At 54.4% G+C, this 20,006-nt stretch carries 22 protein-coding genes and 1 pseudogene; 4 read left to right on the top strand and 19 right to left on the bottom strand.

Annotated elements, in window-relative coordinates; translation table 11 throughout:
- Positions 1-406: 406 nt before the first annotated feature.
- A complete protein-coding gene (locus IB250_RS27010) occupies positions 407-877 on the bottom strand; it encodes a GNAT family N-acetyltransferase (protein ID WP_192346618.1) in 471 nt (156 codons plus the stop codon).
- Between the two features lie 78 nt (positions 878-955).
- Positions 956-2,047 (bottom strand): hypothetical protein, encoded by a 1,092-nt coding sequence (locus IB250_RS27005; RefSeq protein ID WP_192346616.1) that lies wholly within the window; start codon positions 2,045-2,047, stop codon positions 956-958.
- A 23-nt stretch (positions 2,048-2,070) separates the two neighbouring features.
- On the opposite strand from IB250_RS27005, the gene IB250_RS27000 reads away from it, so the two are divergent.
- Together IB250_RS27000 and IB250_RS26995 are read left to right on the top strand one after the other, a co-directional pair.
- Positions 2,071-2,484, top strand: coding sequence for an ASCH domain-containing protein (locus IB250_RS27000; RefSeq protein ID WP_192346614.1), 414 nt, complete (start codon positions 2,071-2,073; stop codon positions 2,482-2,484).
- Entirely contained in the window at positions 2,485-3,036 is a 552-nt protein-coding gene (locus IB250_RS26995) for an ATP-binding protein (protein WP_192346612.1), read from the top strand.
- A 4-nt stretch (positions 3,037-3,040) separates the two neighbouring features.
- On the opposite strand, the pseudogene IB250_RS28765 reads toward IB250_RS26995, so the two are convergent.
- The 6 genes and pseudogenes from IB250_RS28765 to IB250_RS26970 all read right to left on the bottom strand — a co-directional run.
- Positions 3,041-3,295 (bottom strand): annotated as a pseudogene (locus IB250_RS28765) (Presumed portal vertex protein); the annotation flags it as partial.
- A 546-nt stretch (positions 3,296-3,841) separates the two neighbouring features.
- Positions 3,842-4,120, bottom strand: a complete 279-nt coding sequence (locus IB250_RS26990; protein WP_225603860.1) for a hypothetical protein — start codon at positions 4,118-4,120, stop codon at positions 3,842-3,844.
- 43 nt (positions 4,121-4,163) lie between these two features.
- Positions 4,164-4,562 (bottom strand): carboxymuconolactone decarboxylase family protein, encoded by a 399-nt coding sequence (locus tag IB250_RS26985; RefSeq protein ID WP_007939479.1) that lies wholly within the window; start codon positions 4,560-4,562, stop codon positions 4,164-4,166.
- 249 nt (positions 4,563-4,811) lie between these two features.
- Positions 4,812-5,561: a hydroxypyruvate isomerase family protein gene (locus IB250_RS26980; protein ID WP_192346610.1), complete on the bottom strand. Its 750-nt coding sequence runs from the start codon at positions 5,559-5,561 to the stop codon at positions 4,812-4,814.
- 133 nt (positions 5,562-5,694) lie between these two features.
- Positions 5,695-6,405, bottom strand: coding sequence for an SDR family NAD(P)-dependent oxidoreductase (locus IB250_RS26975; protein ID WP_192346608.1), 711 nt, complete (start codon positions 6,403-6,405; stop codon positions 5,695-5,697).
- Positions 6,406-6,447: 42 nt separating this feature from the next.
- The gene (locus IB250_RS26970; RefSeq protein WP_007897514.1) at positions 6,448-6,669 is read right to left on the bottom strand and encodes a tautomerase family protein; all 222 of its coding nucleotides are present in this window, start codon (positions 6,667-6,669) and stop codon (positions 6,448-6,450) included.
- A gap of 664 nt (positions 6,670-7,333) precedes the next feature.
- Between IB250_RS26970 and IB250_RS26965 the strand changes: the two genes are divergently transcribed.
- Positions 7,334-8,260: a LysR family transcriptional regulator gene (locus IB250_RS26965; RefSeq protein ID WP_192346606.1), complete on the top strand. Its 927-nt coding sequence runs from the start codon at positions 7,334-7,336 to the stop codon at positions 8,258-8,260.
- Here the strand turns inward: IB250_RS26965 and IB250_RS26960 are convergent.
- From IB250_RS26960 to IB250_RS26910, 11 genes are all read right to left on the bottom strand, one after another.
- Positions 8,177-8,494 carry an AzlD domain-containing protein gene (locus IB250_RS26960; RefSeq protein WP_008068739.1) on the bottom strand — a complete coding sequence of 106 codons (318 nt, stop codon included), beginning with the start codon at positions 8,492-8,494 and terminating at the stop codon, positions 8,177-8,179. The two genes, IB250_RS26965 and IB250_RS26960, sit on opposite strands and share 84 nt — an antisense overlap.
- Positions 8,473-9,189 (bottom strand): AzlC family ABC transporter permease, encoded by a 717-nt coding sequence (locus tag IB250_RS26955; RefSeq protein ID WP_123498386.1) that lies wholly within the window; start codon positions 9,187-9,189, stop codon positions 8,473-8,475. The genes IB250_RS26960 and IB250_RS26955 overlap by 22 nt, the downstream gene beginning before the upstream one ends.
- A complete protein-coding gene (locus IB250_RS26950) occupies positions 9,186-9,599 on the bottom strand; it encodes a GNAT family N-acetyltransferase (protein WP_192346624.1) in 414 nt (137 codons plus the stop codon). Before IB250_RS26950 ends, IB250_RS26955 begins: the two co-directional genes overlap by 4 nt.
- A 46-nt stretch (positions 9,600-9,645) precedes the next feature.
- The gene (locus IB250_RS26945; RefSeq protein WP_192346604.1) at positions 9,646-10,392 is read right to left on the bottom strand and encodes a 2OG-Fe dioxygenase family protein; all 747 of its coding nucleotides are present in this window, start codon (positions 10,390-10,392) and stop codon (positions 9,646-9,648) included.
- A 230-nt stretch (positions 10,393-10,622) separates the two neighbouring features.
- Complete coding sequence (locus IB250_RS26940) at positions 10,623-11,909, bottom strand: OprD family porin (protein WP_192346602.1); 1,287 nt, start codon at positions 11,907-11,909, stop codon at positions 10,623-10,625.
- A gap of 236 nt (positions 11,910-12,145) precedes the next feature.
- Positions 12,146-12,541 (bottom strand): nuclear transport factor 2 family protein, encoded by a 396-nt coding sequence (locus tag IB250_RS26935; protein WP_063341875.1) that lies wholly within the window; start codon positions 12,539-12,541, stop codon positions 12,146-12,148.
- A gap of 17 nt (positions 12,542-12,558) precedes the next feature.
- Positions 12,559-13,230 carry a DsbA family protein gene (locus IB250_RS26930; RefSeq protein ID WP_192346600.1) on the bottom strand — a complete coding sequence of 224 codons (672 nt, stop codon included), beginning with the start codon at positions 13,228-13,230 and terminating at the stop codon, positions 12,559-12,561.
- A gap of 356 nt (positions 13,231-13,586) precedes the next feature.
- Entirely contained in the window at positions 13,587-13,799 is a 213-nt protein-coding gene (locus IB250_RS26925; protein WP_192346598.1) for a hypothetical protein, read from the bottom strand.
- A gap of 245 nt (positions 13,800-14,044) precedes the next feature.
- Positions 14,045-15,151 (bottom strand): agmatine deiminase, encoded by a 1,107-nt coding sequence (gene aguA / locus IB250_RS26920; RefSeq protein ID WP_192346596.1) that lies wholly within the window; start codon positions 15,149-15,151, stop codon positions 14,045-14,047.
- Positions 15,152-15,154: 3 nt separating this feature from the next.
- Entirely contained in the window at positions 15,155-16,033 is an 879-nt protein-coding gene (gene aguB / locus IB250_RS26915; RefSeq protein ID WP_008068730.1) for an N-carbamoylputrescine amidase, read from the bottom strand.
- A gap of 312 nt (positions 16,034-16,345) precedes the next feature.
- The gene (locus IB250_RS26910) at positions 16,346-19,258 is read right to left on the bottom strand and encodes an aminotransferase (protein WP_192346594.1); all 2,913 of its coding nucleotides are present in this window, start codon (positions 19,256-19,258) and stop codon (positions 16,346-16,348) included.
- 180 nt (positions 19,259-19,438) lie between these two features.
- On the opposite strand from IB250_RS26910, the gene rfbC reads away from it, so the two are divergent.
- Entirely contained in the window at positions 19,439-19,984 is a 546-nt protein-coding gene (gene rfbC, locus IB250_RS26905; protein WP_192346592.1) for a dTDP-4-dehydrorhamnose 3,5-epimerase, read from the top strand.
- The last annotated feature ends 22 nt before the right edge of the window (positions 19,985-20,006 follow it).

Genomic DNA, 20,006 nt, shown 5'->3' with positions numbered 1-20,006 from the left:
CAATGAAGAGGAAACGGGTTCGACGGGTTCAACCGATCAGGTTGAGTTAAAGAGTAATCCCTGCAGTTAAAAACCGCAGGGTGCGGAGGCTTTTAACCTTGACTTGAGACCGGCTAATGGGTGTCCCCTTTTCCCTTCATTACTTTAATAAAATTTCAGTTGCCATAACGCAAAGCAATGTAGTCCGCCTAGATGCACTTGGTGATAGTTTTTTATTGGACATACAATATTAAGACGGCAAATGATTATGCGACGAATAATATATTGAGGATCTGTAGCAGAAAAATGAGAATGGAGGATAGGCTTTAGAGTGGAGAGTGGAGAGTGGAGTTTAAAAATCACATCACGACAAAATTTGAGCAGTGAAACTGCTGCGCACGAAGAGATCCATACGCAGCAGGAGAATTTAGCCAACTCTATAAATATTCTCTTTTTTACCAGGGCGGTACATATCCTGAACGGAATCTGAAAGTTCGAAGCCAAATTTATTCAGCGTGGGAAACAACTCGGCATCGCGCTCTTCAGAAACGGTAATCACTGTATCTGATCCGCCAATGGCAGAGATACTACGATCCATTAAATCATAAGCTAGCCCCCTACCACGGAAACTAGGAACAACATAGAAGGTGCAAATTTTACGCTCAGCGGCTGTTTTCTTGAGCAATGACAAACCCACAATCTGGTCGTCGACGCATGCTAGCAAAACATCACGCATTCCGAGTCTAGCTTCTGGTTGAAACTTAAAAAACAACCATTCCTTAAAATTTGGATAAAACGGCGCCACATCACTTAGAAGGTAAGCGACTTTTCTAAAATCACCACCAGAAGCATGTAAGTAAGCAAAGCTTACTTGTGGTTGGATTTTTAGCGCAATCATGGTTTTCCCCAGCCATGGTCTATATTATCGAGCATTATAGCTAAACCATTTAACTAAAGCAAGTTGAACAGATTTATTCTATTGGATATGTAAAATTATAAGATTGTGCATAGACAGGCTGAATGCATTAAACTTTGGCCCTAACCAGTCGACTAAGAAATCACCCAAGATTCCTCCAAAGGCACCGAGAAGTAGCGCGAACAAGATAAACCAAATGAATGTATAAGTCGTAACGGTAATCTTACCAAACTTGGCAAAAGCGTTGAACTTCTCAATTCTTAGATTGGCATTAATCTTAAGCTTCTCCTTATCTACCGACTCGCGCCAATGATAGATGAGCATCTGCTTAGGCAAGATGACTTTCTTTTCATCAAAGGAGGTAAGGTAGTCACTCCATAGCTCCTTTTCAAGTAAACGACAGCGATGGAAATTGGCATGCGCTTGCTTGAATTCCGAATCTACTTCTCTGATTAAGAAAAAATGAATATTCTTTATACCAGCCCCTAGATTGTTCTCGGTCCCTAGAAGATTTTTGGATTGTATAATCCCCGGAAGATCTCTGACCTCGTTGATTCGAAAGTCGACAATCTCCGTAGATTCTAGTCTACTAAGAATAAAACTATCGCTATGCTTATAACTCTGAGAAATTTCCTTTCTAGCTTCAACTCGGTCCATGTTTATTCTAAAGCGAAAATATCCGGGCAGTTCATCTGCGTCTTGGGGGGCGCTATGATGCATCGATGCGAGAGGAAATGAAAGAATGGATCCCTCAGCGATATCAATGATAGATACATTCCCGCTTTGGGGACCCAAAGCAATTTGCTTATGAATACGAAGAACCCCATCACCTTCAAACTCAATATCGACAGAAGTATTGGAGCTATTCTTCGTAGACAGTTGCCTAGCATTAAAAATGGTTTGAATCAAATCGGTGCGAGAACATATAAGCTCCCCCAATCCAGGAATATACTGATCTGATGTAATTTTGAATGGGAAGTATATGTTAATGACGGCATCAAAACTTACACTTACGAACCTTACCCCTATATCGAGGTAATTGAACTCATGATTAGTATTTTGATTTAACAACCAATAATTAATATGCAAATCGATTTCAGGGACTTTTCCCGACGTGTTACCATCGATCCAAAATGCTAAACTCTTGGCCACTACAACCTCACAGGATAGATTTTGTGAAGAAAATTCTTATCAGCATAAAACCGGAATACGCGTCTAAAATTTATGACGGTGAAAAAACGGTGGAGCTACGAAAACGGATAGGAAAAGATTTCCAGAGAGGCTGTAAATTATACATCTACTCTTCATCTCCAGTAAAAATGTTGACCGGTGAAGCTGAGATCGGAGAAATTTTTTGCGCATCTCCAGAACAAATAAAAAAACAGCTTTTCGCTGTTGCTGGCATAACACACGCGGCATTCGATGAATATTTCAAGGGCAGCCCGAAAGGATATGCGATTTTTCTAAAAAATGTTAGAGAGTACGAAAAAAAAATCCCTCTACCAGTGCTTCGCGCCAAAGGCATAACCCCTCCTCAGTCTTTCAGCTATCTTAATGAAGAACACGCTTCACTCATGTGGGGGTATTAAATGCATATCGGAATTTTTGGCCTCTCGGGCTCGGGTAAAACCACGCTTACTAGGCGCCTAGCTGCAATGCACACCGACTATACTAGCACATCAGCATCACACCTGCTACGTATGCGTGGTCGGACTACCACTTTTAGGGAGCTAGCAGCAAAACATCTACCAGCCAATCAAGATGTACTCGTTGAAGAATACCGTCGGCTTAGGGAAATAACAAAGAACACAATAATAGAGCTACATGCAGTTATTGAAACTTCTGATTCACTTTATTGGGTACCTGCCAGCACTCTGAAAAACCTCGAGCTAGACAGAATATTTTTCCTAAAAACCGACCCGAATGAAATATCTAAACGCCGAGAACAAGATAAAGACAAGGAACGGGTACATCGATCCGGCGCTCAACTTTTTCGCCTACAAGAAGATACAATTATTTATTTGAAACAAATTTATGGCGAGCAACGTATACAGATAGTTGAGGAGAGATATGCTTTACACACTATTCATGATTTCTGTCTAGCTGATGGCGCATCGCCCAGATCTGGGCCGCTTCCTTGATCTATCCGAACCTACCCGCGTTTTGCAGCACGATGACCATCATCTGCGGCGGTATCTGCAAGCCGGCCAGCATGTCGTCGCGGCTGATGTTCTTGATCGAACCGAACTAATCCTTCGCCGCTACCTCATTGACAGGTATCAGCTGAAGACCGTCTTTCTTTCCACCTAGTGCGTACATGAACATGTTACGGAAATTGCCCGGTCCCTTCGCTGACTTGAGCGCCGACCGCGAGGCAGCAACGTCGGTTTCGATCTGAGCCGTAACCAGAGCAACCGAATGAGCAGTTCAAGCAACTCGTCAACATCCAGCGCGGATTACCAGAGCATGCATCACAAGAGCAAATAGAGGCTGTTGATCATCGGGTTATTCGAATGCACGATGTGGATTTCAAACCTCTGCGTGAGAAATGCCGCCCCGCTGACCTTCACCACATTGCCGGTATTCCGGCCAGCGGCACAGCCCTTTTACGTCCCCACTTCGATTCCACCGAAAGCCATAACTAGCTGATTTATTAATAGTTACTAGTAGGGGTACGCCAAATTTTCCACCGAATTCCAGACCTGCAGAAAACCTGGCCTCGCCTAAGACTACCGTTCGTCTGGTGCCGCACCATACAAAACAAAGCCCTCGCAGAAATGCGAGGGCTTTGTTGTTTCTGGGGTTGGAGAATCTGCTTCCACCCGACCTTGATACCCAAGCCTAGGTTGACATTGTCAGATGCTCAAATCGTGCGGGTCTTCTTTGCTCGAACCAGGGATACGACGATTTCCATCTGGGAAAATAAAGTTGTCCCTTTTCCACTTCTCAGGGGTTGTTGTTCCCGGATGCCGCTCCTGCCTGGGGCCCTTTGCCGAGCAAGGGGGCGGTTTCCACTTCCAGCATCAGCAGCACCATTTCCGTCAACTCGGCGTCGGACTTCTGTCCGGCATAGAGGTCATGGAGTGCTTTGGCGAAGGGGATGCGCAGGTCTTGGTTTTCTTCGCGGGCGGTATCGTTGTATTGCATTAGTTCGCTGATGGCTCGCAGCACAGCCGCTTGCCACCGAGCGGTGGTCCTGGGACCACCGCTGGTGATTGCAATCAACTTATCCTTCGTCAGCTGGCGAAGGGCAGGTTCGCGCAACGGCTTAAGCGGCTTTGGGTTGCGAGTGATCTTTGACATACCGGACGATACTCAGCGTTTCCTGCCGGAACTGCTCGTAATCGATCTGCTGGGCGTTAATAAAGGTGCTGCCCATCATGGTCAGCGAGCCCATAAAGCTGGCTTCGGAAATTTCCTCATCACTCGCGCCAAACAAGCGCGCGGCTTCGGTATGGAACAGGGCGCAATACTTACAACGGGTCGCCCCGGAAACCGCCAGACCTATCAACTCCTTGTACTTATTAGGAATCTTGGTATCCGCCAGCCAGAAGTCCCGGGCCACGCCCCAGAATCCGATCGCTCCGCCTTCCGGCATCTGCTTGATCCACTCCGGTACCAGACCCAGGGTCTGCTCAATTTCCTGATAGGTATCACGAATGGCCATTTGACACCTCCTTACCTCTGCAGAGACATCTGCTACAGAGATACAACTAGTTTAGTTCGCTGGCGGCCATGCCAGAGCCGGCAGCAGCACGACTCCAGCAATCAATTCTTAAACATCGTAGAAACAATAGGATGGATTTAGTTTTTTTGGGCGCAATGACGTACCACTAAGTACCTGAAGTTATAGAACTTGGTGGATTAGCTCTGAACGCTCGTATGTGAAATGCGAATCCCGTCCGCATCGCAAGCGCTAAGCACTTAGCTGTTTAATCCAGTCAAGGCTCGCAACAGTGGAACCGGAAGGACGGTATTCACACCCGATCCATCCTGGATACCCACGCTGCTCCAGCGCGGCGAACAAAGCTGCGAAGTCGATGTTCCCTGTTCCCGGTTCGTGACGCCCCGGGCAGTCGGCAATTTGCACATGGACTGTTCTGTCATAAAACCGAGCCAGAACATCTGCCGCATCTCCGGTCAAAAGCTGAGCATGGTAAAGATCGAGAATCAGCCCGACACTCGGGAAGGTCTCCAGCACCTGTTGCGCCTTGCTGAAGTCAGACATGTAATAGCCCGGCATCTCTTGCGTACAAATGACTTCGATAAGCGGCCGCAATCCCTGATCCTCGAAGTACTTGACGGCATACTCCAGGTTGCCTCCGAAGATAGGTCCTGCGTCATCCTGCGTCGTAACGCCAGACATGATGTGGACATCCGAACATGCCAGCGCCTTTGCATAGCGGGCGGCCTGGAGCAAACCGTGTCGAAACTCTTCTTCCTTGCCCTGCAAGGCAGCGATGCCTTTGGTAACGCCCGCCGGTGCGGCGAACTGAATCAACGGCAGACTGTATTGCGCCAGGTGGTCTGCCAGGAGGCTCGCGTCGAATTCATAGGGCGACGGGAACTCCACTGCCCGAAAACCCGCTGCGGCGGCGGCTTCGATGCGTTGCAGAAAAGGCAATTCATTGAATTGGAAACCGAGATGAGCGTTGAACTTGAGCATTAGGTAAATATCCATCCTTGGGAAGAAATGAAATCATCAGCCTGGAGCATCCTTCGCTGCTCCAGCACTGCATCAAAACAAAGCCCTCGCAGCAATGCGAGTGCTTTGTTGCTTCTGGGGTGTAAATCAGGTCTCAGTGACCCGCACTCTGCCCGCCATCAACATGCAGAATCTCCCCGGTGACAAAGTTGGCGCTGTCCAGATACACCACAGCCTGAGCAATGTCGCTGATCTCCCCCATGCGCCCAACCGGATGCAAACTTCCCAGTGCTTCGTGAGTTTCCTCACCATGCATCGGCGTCTTGATGATGCCCGGGGAAACCGCATTCACCCGAATGCCACGCTTGGCGTACTCAATGGCCAAGGATTTGGTCGCCGCGTTCAACCCACCTTTGGTCAATGAGGCCAACACCGACGGCACACCGTCAATCGCGTGGTCCACCAGGCTGGTGGTGATGTTGACGATGTGGCCGCTGCCCTGTTTTTCCATCTCGGTGATCGCGAGTTGGGTGATGTAGAAGAAACCATTCAGGTTCACCGACAAGACTGCGGCGTAGTCTTCGGGGGTGTAGGCGGTGAACGGCTTGGCGACGAAGATCCCGGCGTTGTTGACCAGGGTATCGATACGGCCGAAACGTTCGATCGCTTCACGGATGACGCGCTGGGCGATTGCCGGGTCGCCGATGTCGCCTGCCACGGAATGAATGTCCGGGTCGGTGGACGGCTGGATCGAACGCGAGGTGGCGACAATTTTGTAATCAAGCTCACGGAAAGCCTTGACCATGCCTGCGCCGAGACCTTGGGATGCGCCTGTAATGACGATGACTTTTTTCGAATTGCTCATGATGAACCCTCTACTACTGAATGATGGTTTTGACGGACGCGGTCATGACTGCCCTTGCGCTTCAGCCAGTTGCTTGCGGTACTGGGTAGTAGTGATCCCGGCATAGCCCCAGTTATCGGTGTCGACTTCTTCGATCACGATGTGGGTCAGGTCCGGGCGTTTATTGAGGACGCGTTCCAGGGTTTCAGTGATTTCGGCGATCACCTGAGCTTTCTGCTCGGAGGTAACGCCATCGCGGGTGATGCGTACGCTTACGAAAGGCATGAGGAATCTCCAGGTGCCCCTCTCATCGGAATGATGGGGAGGCGTTGGAGAGGAATGTATGAGGTTGGGTCAGGGGGATAAAGGTGGGGACGGGAACATCATTAGTGACGTGATGTAATGAGTTGCCGGGAACATCATCATGCGCAGACTATTGAAAAGAGATTTTTCCGCCCCCCAAAAAGACGCCGACACACGGTCAAATACACCCGTTGACACCCGTGTCACACGGGAAGAAAATTTAATCGAGAGCGCGAAACCGACTGCCTTCAGGTGGCGATAGTCGATGTAGGAGCCCCGTTGATGACCTGAAAATCAGCGCTCGGGTAAACCTCTCCTCCCCTGCTTGAGGGAGCACAATATCAAGCACCTATTCATGAAAGCAGCCTGATCAGGCTGCTTTTTTTTACCTTGGAAAAAGGTTTAGCTGATTCCAAAAAAAGCTCACACCTCCCCCCATCCGGGCCTTTTTTGCCCCCTGATCACCTACCCTCCACCAAAAACCCCGATCCTGTGTAAGCCTCAAACCATCGGACGCAGAATCATTTCGCTACTAAACTCGGGACAAGCTTGCTCAGGTGCAGGATCATAGCCAGCACGCGACCTACGCCCACCCGGCGGCCAGGTACACAACAATAGCCAGCCCACTTCAGAGGGCATTACCCAAATGGATAGTAGAACCTTACGTAACCTCATGCGCATTGTGCAGACCGGCTCATTGTCGGCGGCGGCAGAGCATTCCTGTTTGACCGTGCAGGCATTGGCCGCGCAGTTGAACAAGGTTGAAGAGCAGTTCGGTTTTCGGTTGTTTCGTCGCTCCAACAAGGGGCTGACCCTGACAACACAGGGCACGGAGCTCACGCCCTACATGGACAAAGTGTTGGTCGCCACGCGGCAACTGGAAGAAAAAGTCGCCGCGCTCAAAGTGCCTGGACAGCGCACGCTCAAGATTGCGCTTAACACCACGCTCTCGGCTGACTTCAACCGGCGAATGATCGGACGCCTCATTGAGGTGTTTTCTGATTATCAACTGGAATTCAGCTACGCCGAGTCGATGGAAAACCTCAGCAAGTTGAAGAATGAGGATTTCGACCTGGCCGTGCTGATCGGCCCGCAACAACCGGGGTTACCCAGCATTGCACTGCCCCATGTACAGGTGCAGGTGGTCGGTGCCCATTGCGGTCAGGAAAACGATCCGCTGATGCTGCTCGGCAATAAGTTTCAGGTTCGTCCTGCCGACGATTGTCCGTATTCCCACAGCTTCTTGCGTTTTCTCGACGCCGGCCTTGGTAATTACGAGTCAGGCAAGCGGATGATCTATTCCTGCAGCGAGACCCTGACCCTGTCGTTGATCACACAAATGGACGGCCTTGGCATGGTTTCCCGTGAAGCGGCGCTGCGTAACGGCCTGACCATTTTCCCGGGTTTCGAGGATTCCCTTGAAGTGCGGTTGGCGGTCAATAATCCCGAGTTATCGGGCCAGGCTTTGAACGACGTGGTCGCTCTGTCACTACATGAACGACCCGAGCGCAATGTACGCAGCCGTCCCAACCGCCACACTGAGAAAGAGGTTTTTGCTGAAATACGCACATAACAACGTCGGAATCGCTGCATAGAATTCCGGGCGATCGAGCTGCACCTGCTGATCCTTGATCAACAGCGGCGTAAGGCTGATTGCAGCGACGATCGCCACCGGCAAGTATTCCAGCGCCCTGGCGACGAAGGGCGGCCAATGGTCGGTGTTCACTTGCAGCGGCAACGCACGCGGCAGGAACGTCACGGCCATCATTAGCACGACGACCAGGATCAGGAACGTTTGGTCAGGCATACACCCACCCCGCAGCCCACGAATGTGGCGATGAATACGTTGAAGGGTGAGCTGCCGATCAGGCTCAGGACACCCATGCAGGCGACCGCGGCCAGTGCGGCGATCAGTTTATTGCGGGTGTTGCACAGCGATACCAGCACGTAGAGCATCATCGCGGTCAGCGCATAGTCGAGCTGATATTTGATCAGGTGCGCCGCGTACTGCGCGCAAATTGCTCCCAGCAAACCACCCAGTACCCACGACGTGTGGCAATACAGATTGAAGCCAATCAGATAACGCACATTGACCGGCGTGCCCTTGCCCAGTTTGACGCTGTGGAAGGCGAACGATTCATCGGTCAGCCCGCCGGCATAACACCAGCGCTCGAGACGACTGAGCCCCATCGCCTGCAAGGCCTTGGCCATGTAGACCGACATCAGCATGTGCCGTGCATTGATCAGAAACGTGGTGAGGATGATGGTGGTCAGCGACGCGCCGCTGGAGATCAGCGCCAGGGCGGCGAACTGCGAGGCACCGGCATAGACGAACAGACACATCGCGACCGGCAGCCACACGGGCAATCCGGCATTGACGGCCATCAAACCGAACACAAACGACACCGTGAAGTAGCCCGCAACAACCGGGCTGGCTTCAGCAAACGTGCGCGAGGGCTGGGGCTCGACCATCAGCGGCTGGCTGCTGGACGTCTCATTCATAGGTCCCTCTCAAAGGTCGTTTCGCCACGCGGCTCGCAAAAGCCCTGGGCACTCCAAAAACGTTTGCCGGCAAGGTTAGCATCGTCGACGAACAGGAACATCCGCAGCACACCGACCCGTTTCATGTCTGCCGACGCCGCTTCCACCAGACGCTGACCGACGCCCTGGCTGCGATACACCGGGCTTACCGCCAAGTGATTGATGGTGCCACGGCTACCGAGCATGCCGCCCAACACCGCGCCGACTACTTCGCCACGGATATCGAGCGCGAGGAACGCAGCGGTGGTTTTTTGCACCAACACACCGCGCAGGCATTTGGCGTCCTGCCATTCACAGAACGACACTTCTTCGAATTGCCGAAAGAAGCACTCCAGGCGCTGGGCATCCTTGGCCGTCGCGCGCTGCAGCATCACCGGTGCAGGGCACTCAGCGATGTGCAACATGGGGTCTAGCTGTTCAGCGAACAATGTCGAAAGCGGTCCCGGGCCGCGAGAAGGAAATGGCCAGAATCTGCCGATAGGCCATTTCGTGAGCGTGGGTGTTGCGTGCCGGTGTCACGTAGTGACGCATGTCGCGATCGAGGAAGTAGGTGGTGTCGAGGATTTCCAGATAAGTCGTCGCCGCCAGCTGTTCCTCTTGGGGCGAATACAAACGGCTCTCCGCCCCGTCCACGTTGTTACGGCCCCAGAAATGCACACCGCTGAACGGATAACCGTCGCAATGAATGCCTTCAGGGGTGATTTCCAGTTGCTTGCCTGGCTTGATCTCAATGCGGATCTGATGGATCTGGCATTGCCAGATTTCGTCGTGCAACTCCGGCGGCAATACGTTCTTGTACACCTCGAAATCCGCATCGATGAGGCTGCGCATCACCGGCGAATTGATGACTTCGTTGGAGAAGTCCTGGAAGTGCCGCTCCAGTCCGCCGACGTAGCTGTTGTTGGCCTTCGATTGCACGTAGGCGCGGTGTTCCAGCTGCGTCAAGTCACGGGTGACCGGGTTGTATTCGAAATCGCTGTAACGACGGAAACGCATGCCCGCATCGGCTTGGCCGTAATAACTGTCCGGCTCCATGCTTTCCCAACTTTTGGTCAATCTGACGAAGTCGGAAAAATGACCGAACAGATTAAAGTCAGCTCCCTGGACGTTGACATATTTGTCGCGCCGTAGCGATTCGCCAACTTCTCTGTTTAAAACGATCATTGCTAGGTCTCCGCTGCATTTAGCGGCTTAATCTAGTAGGTGCAGGATTTGCGGCCCATGAGAAAGAATTTCAGGCATATCAAGCGTTGATTGAAACGCGGTGTGAAGTTGCTTTAATTCGACTTTCTGCGATCGAAAACAGCCATTTTTTGTATTTTCCTACGGTCATGAGGCGAAAAAAACCCCGATCCAGTCGGGGTTTTATAGAGTCTGAACAACTCAACCGATCATCAGAAGATGTTGATCGGGTAATCCACGAACACCCGCAGTTCGTTGCCGCTGACGTTGTACTCGCTGGATTTGTGCGACACGCGCAGGATCGAGCTGCGCACCTTCACGCTCAGGTCTTTGGCCGGGCCACTTTGCACGACGTACTTGAACTGGTTGAAGATCTCGCGCTCGGTGCCACCTTCGCTGGTGGAGGTGGTGATATTGTCACCGCGCACGTAGGCAACGTTGTAGCTCAGGCCAGGAACGCCAAAAGTGCTGAAGTCCAGGCCATAGCCCAACTGCCAACTGCGTTCGTCTTCGGCATTGAAGTCGGACCAGTAGGAATTCGCCAGGTAGATTGTATTGCCGCCGTCGCCGACGCGACCTTGATCCTTCTGATAGCCGCCGTAGGCGTAGCCCAGGTTGCTGTCGCCGGTGCTGCGTTGGTGAGCGAGAGTGAACGAATGCGGACCGGTGGCGAAGGTCGCTGCCAGGCTCCAGATCTTGTTGTCGTCGCCGGTAGCACCGCTTTCGCGGACGTAGGAATCGTCCAGCTTGGTGCGGTAGCCGTTGAAGTCCAGCGTCAGGGACTGATCCTTGTCGATCGGGAACACGTAGTTGGCGTTCACGTACTGTTTCTTCAGCACGTCTTCGACGTCGGACGCGTACAGCGCGGCCTTGAACTGTTCGGTGAACTGGTAACTACCGCCCAACACGTTGATCGACTTCAAGCCACCGCTGTCACGGCCTTCAGCACTTTTGCGCGATTCGGCGGTGAAGCGACCTGCGTTCAGCTCCAGGCCTTTGATCTCCTTGGAGGTGATCAAGGTGCCGGTGTAGCTTTCCGGTAGCAGGCGCGAGTTGTCATAGTTCAGCACCGGCAAGGCCGGCATCTGGTCGCCATGGGTCAGCGTGGTGCTGGAGAGACGGAACTTGACTGCCGCGCCCCCCTTCGACAAGTCGTCAGCTGCGTTGCCGCTATCACCCTGTTTGAAGAAGTCGATACCACCGGCGCCGCTGCGGCCTTTGCCGCCATCCAGACGCAGCGCGTACAGACCGAAAGCATCCACACCGACACCCACAGTGCCTTGGGTGAAGCCGGACGAGAAAGTACCGATGGCCGCTTGGCCCCATTCGGCTTTGTCCGGGTTGCCGTCTTTATAGTCGCGATTGATGTAGGCGTTACGCAGCAGCACTTTGAGGCTGCTGTCTTCAACAAAACCCTTGGACTCGGCTTGGTCGTTAGCCATGGCCTGAGTGGCGCTCAACATCCCCAATGCGATCAGGCTGATTCGCTTGTTCAACATGTTATTTTCCTTATTACGGGTTGATACGCGCTGTGTCGAACCACTGAAATGGCGCTATCGCGCTCTTTTTTCACCCAAAAAACAAAAAGGCCCGCCCACGAAAATTCGCGGCGGGCCTTTTATTGTTTTGTGAGTCATGGCGGTTAGCCACAGGCGTGGGGCGCATCCTATCCGCGCCCTTAATAAGGTGTCAATTTCAGGAATCGTCTGTGAATAGGCGAAAATCGTCTAAGAAATCACTTGTCAGCGATAGCCAATTGCACGGTGTGGCTATCGACGAATTGTTCGAAATGCGTGACTTTGCCGTCGGCCAGGGTCCACAAGTGAGCGACCCGAGCATTCATCGGGCGGCCGGTGGCTTTGTAGATTCCGCTGTAATTGCCGTAGGCAAACACCTTGTCGCCCTGTGCAACGTAGTGCTCGACCTTGAACTGAAAATCCTCCCACTCGGTGGCCAGGCGCTTGAACACATTTTCGACGATAGCGTCGAAACCGACATAGGTTCCGGCGTACGGGAAACCTGCGGCCTCAGTCCAGCGAGCGTCATCGGCCAGCGCCGCGGCGGTATTGCGAGCGTTCTCCTGGGAGTTGGCGCCTTCGTAGGTGCTTTTAATCAGGCTCAGGTTATCCATGGTGACTCCAGGTGAATTCAATGTGTGCAGCCGTCGAGGCCACAGGTTTGAAACGCGGATGAAGACTCTTTCGCCGCAAACGACTGACCCAGCCATTGGGCGAAGGCTTGCGGCTTGCCGAGCCAAGGGCCGATGTCGACCAAGGTGAATTGGCCATCCTGTTCCAATGCGAAAGTCGGAAAACCCTGTCCACCGACCTTGGCCAGGAGTGCGCGGCTGTCCTTGATATGGCGCTCGGTGTCAGCTTCATTAAATGCCTGTTGGAACGCCTCGGGTTCAAGGCCGGTCTGTGTGGCGAGTTCCAGCAGCACGGCGTTATCAGCGATGCGTCGACCTTCCACGTAATGAGCCGTCTGCAAACGCCCCAGCAATGCTAGTCCGCGGCCAGCGATCTGCTCGGCTGCCAGCACAGCGGCAATCGGCGGCGCGGAATCGAACACTGCCGTCTCATCGCGCAGCAAACCTTCAAAATACGCCTCACCAAACGGCTGGCCGGTGTATTCAGCGATGCGTCGATCGTGAGGCATCACGTAGTTACGTAGTTGTGGCGAAACGGTCTGGCGGTTGGCGCCGGTCATCATGCCGCCACCGTGGGCGATCACCGGCAGCACGCTTTGGGCAGCCTGCACCAGTGGCTTGGCGCCGTAACACCAGCCGCACAATGGGTCGTAAATGTAGTGAAGGATCATGGGAAGACTTCGGCAACAAAGTAGGAAAACTCAATGCCGGCAGGTTAATCCCCAGACAGTTTCGGAAAAACGCTGGAATGGCTTTCAGTCTGTTTCATGAATCGGTCGAATACTTTCTGTTTCCGCCAGGTTATGGCCGTTATGACCGGAACCTATATCTTCTAAACAATGCAAAACCTTGTGGGAGCGGACTTGCTCGCGAAGGGGCCATCATGTTCAACCTCTTCATTGACTGACATATCGCTTTCGCGAGCAAGCCCGCTCCCACATTTGATCTCCAGTGTTCATAAAAATCTTCGCCCATAAAAAAGCGCCGCCTTCCCGGCAGCGCTTTTATCAATCCGTTGTTTTTCTTCTTATCCTTCCATCACATCCCACAGTGCGTCCAGTTCCGCCTCGCTGAATAAACCAGCGGGGTAGCGCTCGATCATCATCCGGCGCGGATCAGGTTCTCTGATCTGACGCGTTCCATTGGACTTCAACCATTGCGCCAAGACCTGGAGCGATTCGCTGTTAACTGCCAGGGGATGCATTGCCCGCTCGCTCACGACGTTCATTTCGGCGTTCATCTCAGCGCTCTCTCCTGGTTTGTGAGCGGCTAACTTATCCAAGGTTTATGACAGAACATCGAAGTTCTCTCCCTCCCCATGTTGCGCCATCGAAGATACAAGAGCTGTGCCAATGTTTTCCAAGTGTCGACAAGTGGATACAAAAAAGCCCGCAGTCCTGATGGGCTGCGGGCTTTCTGTGAAATAACGAGGCTAAAACGTTGCTCAATCGATTCTTCAATCAACTCAGGCTGTTACAACCTCACTCACTCCTTGTGCGGCGCGGGCTGTTGTTGGGTAAGGCAGTGGATGTTACCGCCCCCCAGTAACAGTTCGCGACCCGGCACCATGACCACTTCGTGCTGCGGGAACAAAGCCTGCAAAATCTCTTTGGCCGGACCGTCCAATGGGTCGTCGAAGCTCGGCGCGATAATGCCGCCATTAACGATCAGGAAGTTCACATAAGAGCCGGCCAGACGAACGGTCGGATTGCGTTCCTGAGTGCCATCCACCGGATCGACACCTGCGCACTCTTCTTCGGTCGCGTACAACGGCCCCGGAATCGGCATCTTGTGCACCGTGAACGGGCGCCCCTTGGCATCGGTGCTGTTTTGCAGCACGTTCATTGCCGCTTGGCAGCGCGGGTAGTTCGGGTCCTGCGGGTCATCGGTCCAGGCCAGCAGTACTTCGCCCGGACGTACGTAGCAGCAGAAGTTATCCACATGGCCGTCGGTTTCGTCGTTGAACAAACCGTCCGGCAACCAAATGATCTTATCCACAGCCAGATTTGCACTGAGCACCGCTTCGATTTGCGCACGGTCCATGTGCGGGTTGCGATTGCGGTTGAGCAGGCACTCTTCGGTGGTAATCAGGGTGCCTTCACCATCGACATGGATCGAGCCGCCTTCGAGCACAAAACCTTCGGTGCGATAGCGCGGGCTGCGCTCGATTTCGAGGATCTTGCCCGCCACCTGCGAGTCACGGTTCCATGGCGAATACAGACCACCGTCAAAACCGCCCCAGGCATTGAAGTCCCAATCCACACCACGGACTTCGCCGCGATTGTTGATGACGAACGTCGGGCCAGTATCCCGAACCCAGGCGTCATCGCTGGACATCTCCACCAAACGAATATTCGGCACGTCGAGACGGGCCCGAGCATTTTCGTACTGGCCGGCGGAAACCGCCACGGTCACCGGTTCGAAACGCGCGATGGCCTTGGCCACCGCCACGTGCGCGGCTTGCGCCGGTTTGCCGCCCAGGCGCCAGTTGTCCGGGCGCTCGGGCCAGACCATCCAGGTCTGGGTCTGTGGTGCCCATTCGGCTGGCATGTAAAAGCCGTCGGTGCGAGGGGTGCTGTTCAAAGTGGTCATGGTTCAGGACTCCAGGGAACCGTCGAGGGTTTTGATCGCGCCGTACAGGTTCGGGCGACGGTCACGGAATGAGCCCCATGCGCTGCGGATGTGTTCCAGCTCATCGAGGTCGAAACTGTGAACCAGAATGCCTTCTTCTGTTTCATTCAGCTCTTGGACTTTCTCGCCAAACTGGTTGGCGATGAACGACGAGCCGTAGAAGGTAATGTCGTAGCCGTCCTGCTCTTCGTTGCCGATGCGGTTGCTGGCAATCAGCGGCATCAGGTTGGCGCCGGCATGGCCTTGTTGCACGCGCTGCCAATGGTCGCGGGACGAAATGGTCTTGTCGTGTGGCTCGCTGCCGATGGCGGTCGGGTAGAACAGGATTTCCGCGCCTTGCAGCGCCATGCTGCGGGCGCACTCAGGGAACCACTGATCCCAGCAGATGCCCACGCCGATTTTCGCGTAACGGGTATTCCAGACTTTGAAGCCGGTATCGCCCGGGTTGAAGTAGTACTTTTCGTGGTAGCCAGGACCATCCGGGATATGGCTTTTACGATAAATCCCGAGGTTGCTGCCGTCGGCATCGATGATCGCGATGCTATTGAAACGTGCGCGGCCGGCCAGCTCGTAGAAGCTGATTGGCAGAACAACCTGCAATTCTTTGGCGACCTTCTGGAAATGCTTGATGGCGACGTTGTCTTCGACCGTCGTGGCCAGCTGCAGGTAGTCAGGGTTCGGTTTCTGGCAGAAGTACGGCGCCTCGAACAGCTCCTGGATCAGGATGATTTGCGCGCCTTTCGCCGCAGCCTCACGGACCAGCTTTTCAGCGGTCTCGATGTTGGCTTCAAGGTCCCAGGAACAGGCCATCTGGGTAGCGGCGACGGTAACGATACGGCTCATGAATCATCTCCTGGGCAAGTGTTGAGGGTCGAGGGTGGCATCGACCGATGACAGAAAGAGGCAGCACCGGGCGTGGTTCATCCACACCGTGGGCAGTGGCGACTTTATAGCCGATAAAAATCGGCTTTTAAAGCGATAAATATTCTCCCCGTCAAAAATTTCTCACTTAAACCCGATAACAATCGGTATTTCGCGATTCCAATGTAGGAGCTGCCGAAGGCTGCGATCTTTTGATTTTTGGCATCGGTGATAGCGCTAAAGATCAAAAGATCGCAGCCTTCGGCAGCTCCTACAGGGGATCAGCGGTGCTGCTTACAGGTCCTCATCCAAGGCTTTGGACAGCATGTCGACAAAGAAATCCACGCTCTGACGCGACGTAACCATCGGCGGCTTGATCTTGAGAATGTTCAGGTAATCACCCGTCGGCTGCATGAAAATCCCCAGCTCACGAAGGCGATCGCACAACGCCGTGGTTTCTTCGGTCGCGGGCTCCAGGGTTTCTCGATTGCGGATCAACTCCACGCCCAGATAGAAGCCGGAACCATGCACCGCTCCCACCAACGGATGCTGGTCAATCAACGCTTCAAGGCGTTCTTTGAAATACCCGCCCACAACCTGCGCGTTCTCCCAGAGTTTTTCTTCTTCCATCACATCCAGCACTGCCATGCCAATCTGGCAACTGACCGGGCTGCCACCGGCTGACGAGAAGAAGTAACCCTCGGCCTCCAGCGCTTCGGCAATTTCCCGTCGGGTAATGACTGCGCCCAACGGCTGGCCGTTACCCATGCCTTTGGCCATGGTGATGATGTCCGGCACCACGCCCTGCTCTTCGAACCCCCAGAAGAATTTGCCCATGCGGCCATAACCGACTTGCACTTCATCGGCGATGCACACCCCGCCCTGAGCGCGGACCAGCGCATAGACCTGCTTCAAATAGCCCGGCGGCAGCGAGATACCGCCGGCATTGCCGTACACCGGCTCGCAGATGAAACCGGCCAGTTGGCGTTTCTGTTCGGCAATTTTCGCCAGGTTATGTTCGACGCTACGCACGTAATCCGGTGCGCTTTCGATGCCACGAAACTCACCGCGATAGGTGTTCGGCGCAGTCACCGGATGCACCCAGTCCGGACGGCTGCTCAAGGCCTTGGGGTTGTCGGCAATCGAGGTCGAAACCGCGTCCGCCGCGACTGACCAACCGTGATACGCCTCCAGCACGCTGAGCATGTCGCGTCCGCCGCTGTAGGCCCAGGCCAGGCGGATCGCCAGGTCATTGGCCTCGGTGCCGCTGTTGACCAGAAATACGCGATCCATGTTATCCGGTGCCAGCTTCAGCAAACGCTCGGAAAACTCGGCAATCGCCGCGTAGTGAAAACGCGAGTTGGTGTTGAGCAACGACCACTGCCGGCTGGCGACAGCAGCCATGCGCGGATGGCCATGACCCAGGACCGCGACGTTGTTGAGCATGTCGAGGTAAGAACGGCCCTGCATGTCGATCAGGTGATTGCGCCAGCCGCGCTCGATGCGCGGCGGGTCGACGTAATAGTGCTTCTGGGAGCGAGCGAAACTCGCATCACGGCGGGCGAGCAATGTCTGCGGGTCGAGCTCTTCTTGCGCATCACAGGCCAGGCCCAGCAACACGGCAGGTGAAGGACATAACGCCTGCCAGGCTGCGGCGCGCGATGGCGTGCAAAACAACGGCGCGTCGATCTGAGCACTTCGGCACAACTGCACGATCAACGGCCCCCTGACTGAGCCCAGCACCTGGCCTTTGACCAGCGCCGCGCTACTGCGCACCGACGGGGTCACACCCCACAATCGGACGCTGAGCTCTGGGCCGTCCAGTTGCAGCAGATTCTCCCCTTCGATATGGATAACGCCGGCAAACGGCGCTTCGACCGCCGTGCCATCGGGCACTCGCAACGCAACGTGTAGCGGGAAAGTATCCGGTTCGCTGGCGCAGTCCGGGCGAGTGCGGGACAGACGATACTGGCCATATCGACTGGCCGCCAGACCGTGAGCCTCGGCGGCTTGCGTCAACAAACGCAGATCGATCCCTTGCTGCTCCCAGTTACCCGCCTCGAAATGCGCACTGAGCACGCCCAGATCGATCAACGCAAATTCACGCCCCACCAGACTCGGCAGCAATGGCGCGAAGCTTTCACTGCCGATGCTCGGCAGGCTTTGACCGACTTCGGTAAGAATCGCCGCCTCCATCAACTCCAATGGCACCGACGTGGCAACACGGAAAATTTCCCACTCATGGGTCAGGTTGTCGCGACTGTACTCATTGCCCGGATCAATGCTGACCTGCTGCTCGCCACTCAGCACCAACACTGCCGAGCGGGCGACGATCAACGGCCAGAGTGCCAGCAACTCTTCATGCTGCAACGGATTGACCGCGTGATAAGCCCGAACCGCCGGCAAAATGTAGAACGGATCGCCATCGGCATGGTGCAGCAGCGCGGCGCAGGTCACCGACAGGTCAGTGATCCGCCAGGTTCGGACCAGGTCGCCGAAATCGATCACGCCCTGCAACTGCCATTGACGCTGCGAATCCCGCTGCCAGACTACGTTGTCGTCGGTGATGTCCATGTGAATCGCCTGCACCGGCAGCTTGTCCACCAAGGGCTGCAAGTGGCGCTCTGCCTGTTCGGCGGCTTCAGCAATCAACGCTCGTTGCCGCTCATCCTTGATCACCGGCAGCAAATGCGCGATTAACGCGTTGGCATGGCGAGCGTCCCATTGCAGGGTGCGCTCAAGGCCTGGGTGATTGAAACCGGCCAGCGCCAGGTCCATTTCGCCGCAGAGCCGACCAAAACCGGCGACCACTGAACGGCTCAGGTGATCGAGGTGCGTCAGGGACTGGCCGTCGATGTAATCAAGCAGGCGCACGTGCACCGCTTGGCCACCGACCTCAAGTGAGAGCAAGTCTGCGCCATTTTTGGCAGTAATCACTCCGGGCACCGGCACGCCGGAATGTTCCGCCAGATGCTTGAGCCCCGCGTGTTGGGCTTGCAGCTCCAGCGCCGAGTAATCACCACGGCAGATTTTCAGGACGAAACGCCCCAGGTCGCTGTCGACGCGGAAATTGAGATCCTGCTGGCTCCCAAGAGCCTGCAACCGCCCGCTCAGCCCGTAATGCTCTTTCAGCAGCTCTATCACTTGCGCCGCAGACACCTGCGGGCTGGGCAGACTGGCGCGGTGAATCAACGTGGCGAGCGGCATACAACGACCCCTGAAATTTTATTAGGCGCTTATATCGCCACTGCTTGGGGCGATACGCAACCCCCTTCCTGGTTGGCGCAAATCAAATGCCCGCGCAACTCTCTTCATCGCCCCACTCGCACCCGCCGCCACTTTGCGTAAGAATGTCGGCCATCAACGACCTAATGCTGGAGAAACACCATGAATGTAGTCACCACCGACCTGCCCGGTGTTCTGATCATCGAACCCAAGGTATTTGGTGACGAGCGCGGTTTCTTCTATGAGAGCTTCAACGCCAAGGCTTTCGAAGAAGCGACTGGCCTGAACACCCAATTCGTTCAGGACAACCATTCCCGCTCGCAAAAAGGTGTACTGCGCGGTTTGCATTACCAGTTGGAGAACACTCAGGGCAAGCTGGTCCGTGTCACCGCCGGTGAAGTGCTGGACGTGGCGGTGGATATTCGCCGCAGCTCGCCGTATTTCGGCAAATGGGTCGCTGTGCGTCTGTCCGCCGACAACCATCGCCAACTTTGGGTACCTGAAGGTTTTGCCCATGGTTTCGTGGTACTGAGCGATTTTGCCGAGTTCCTCTACAAGACCACCGACTACTACACTCCGTCGGCCGAGCGCAGCATTCGCTGGGACGATCCTGACCTGGGCATCGACTGGCAGCTGGACGAAGCACCGAAACTGTCCGCCAAGGATCAGTCCGCCGCGTTCCTCAAGGACGCTGAAGTCTTTTCCTGAATTCCTGTGTGAATTTTCACCG

Source organism: Pseudomonas sp. PDM09 (assembly GCF_014852305.1).
Taxonomy (GTDB): domain Bacteria; phylum Pseudomonadota; class Gammaproteobacteria; order Pseudomonadales; family Pseudomonadaceae; genus Aquipseudomonas.
This window is presented reverse-complemented; position numbering and strand designations above follow the sequence as displayed.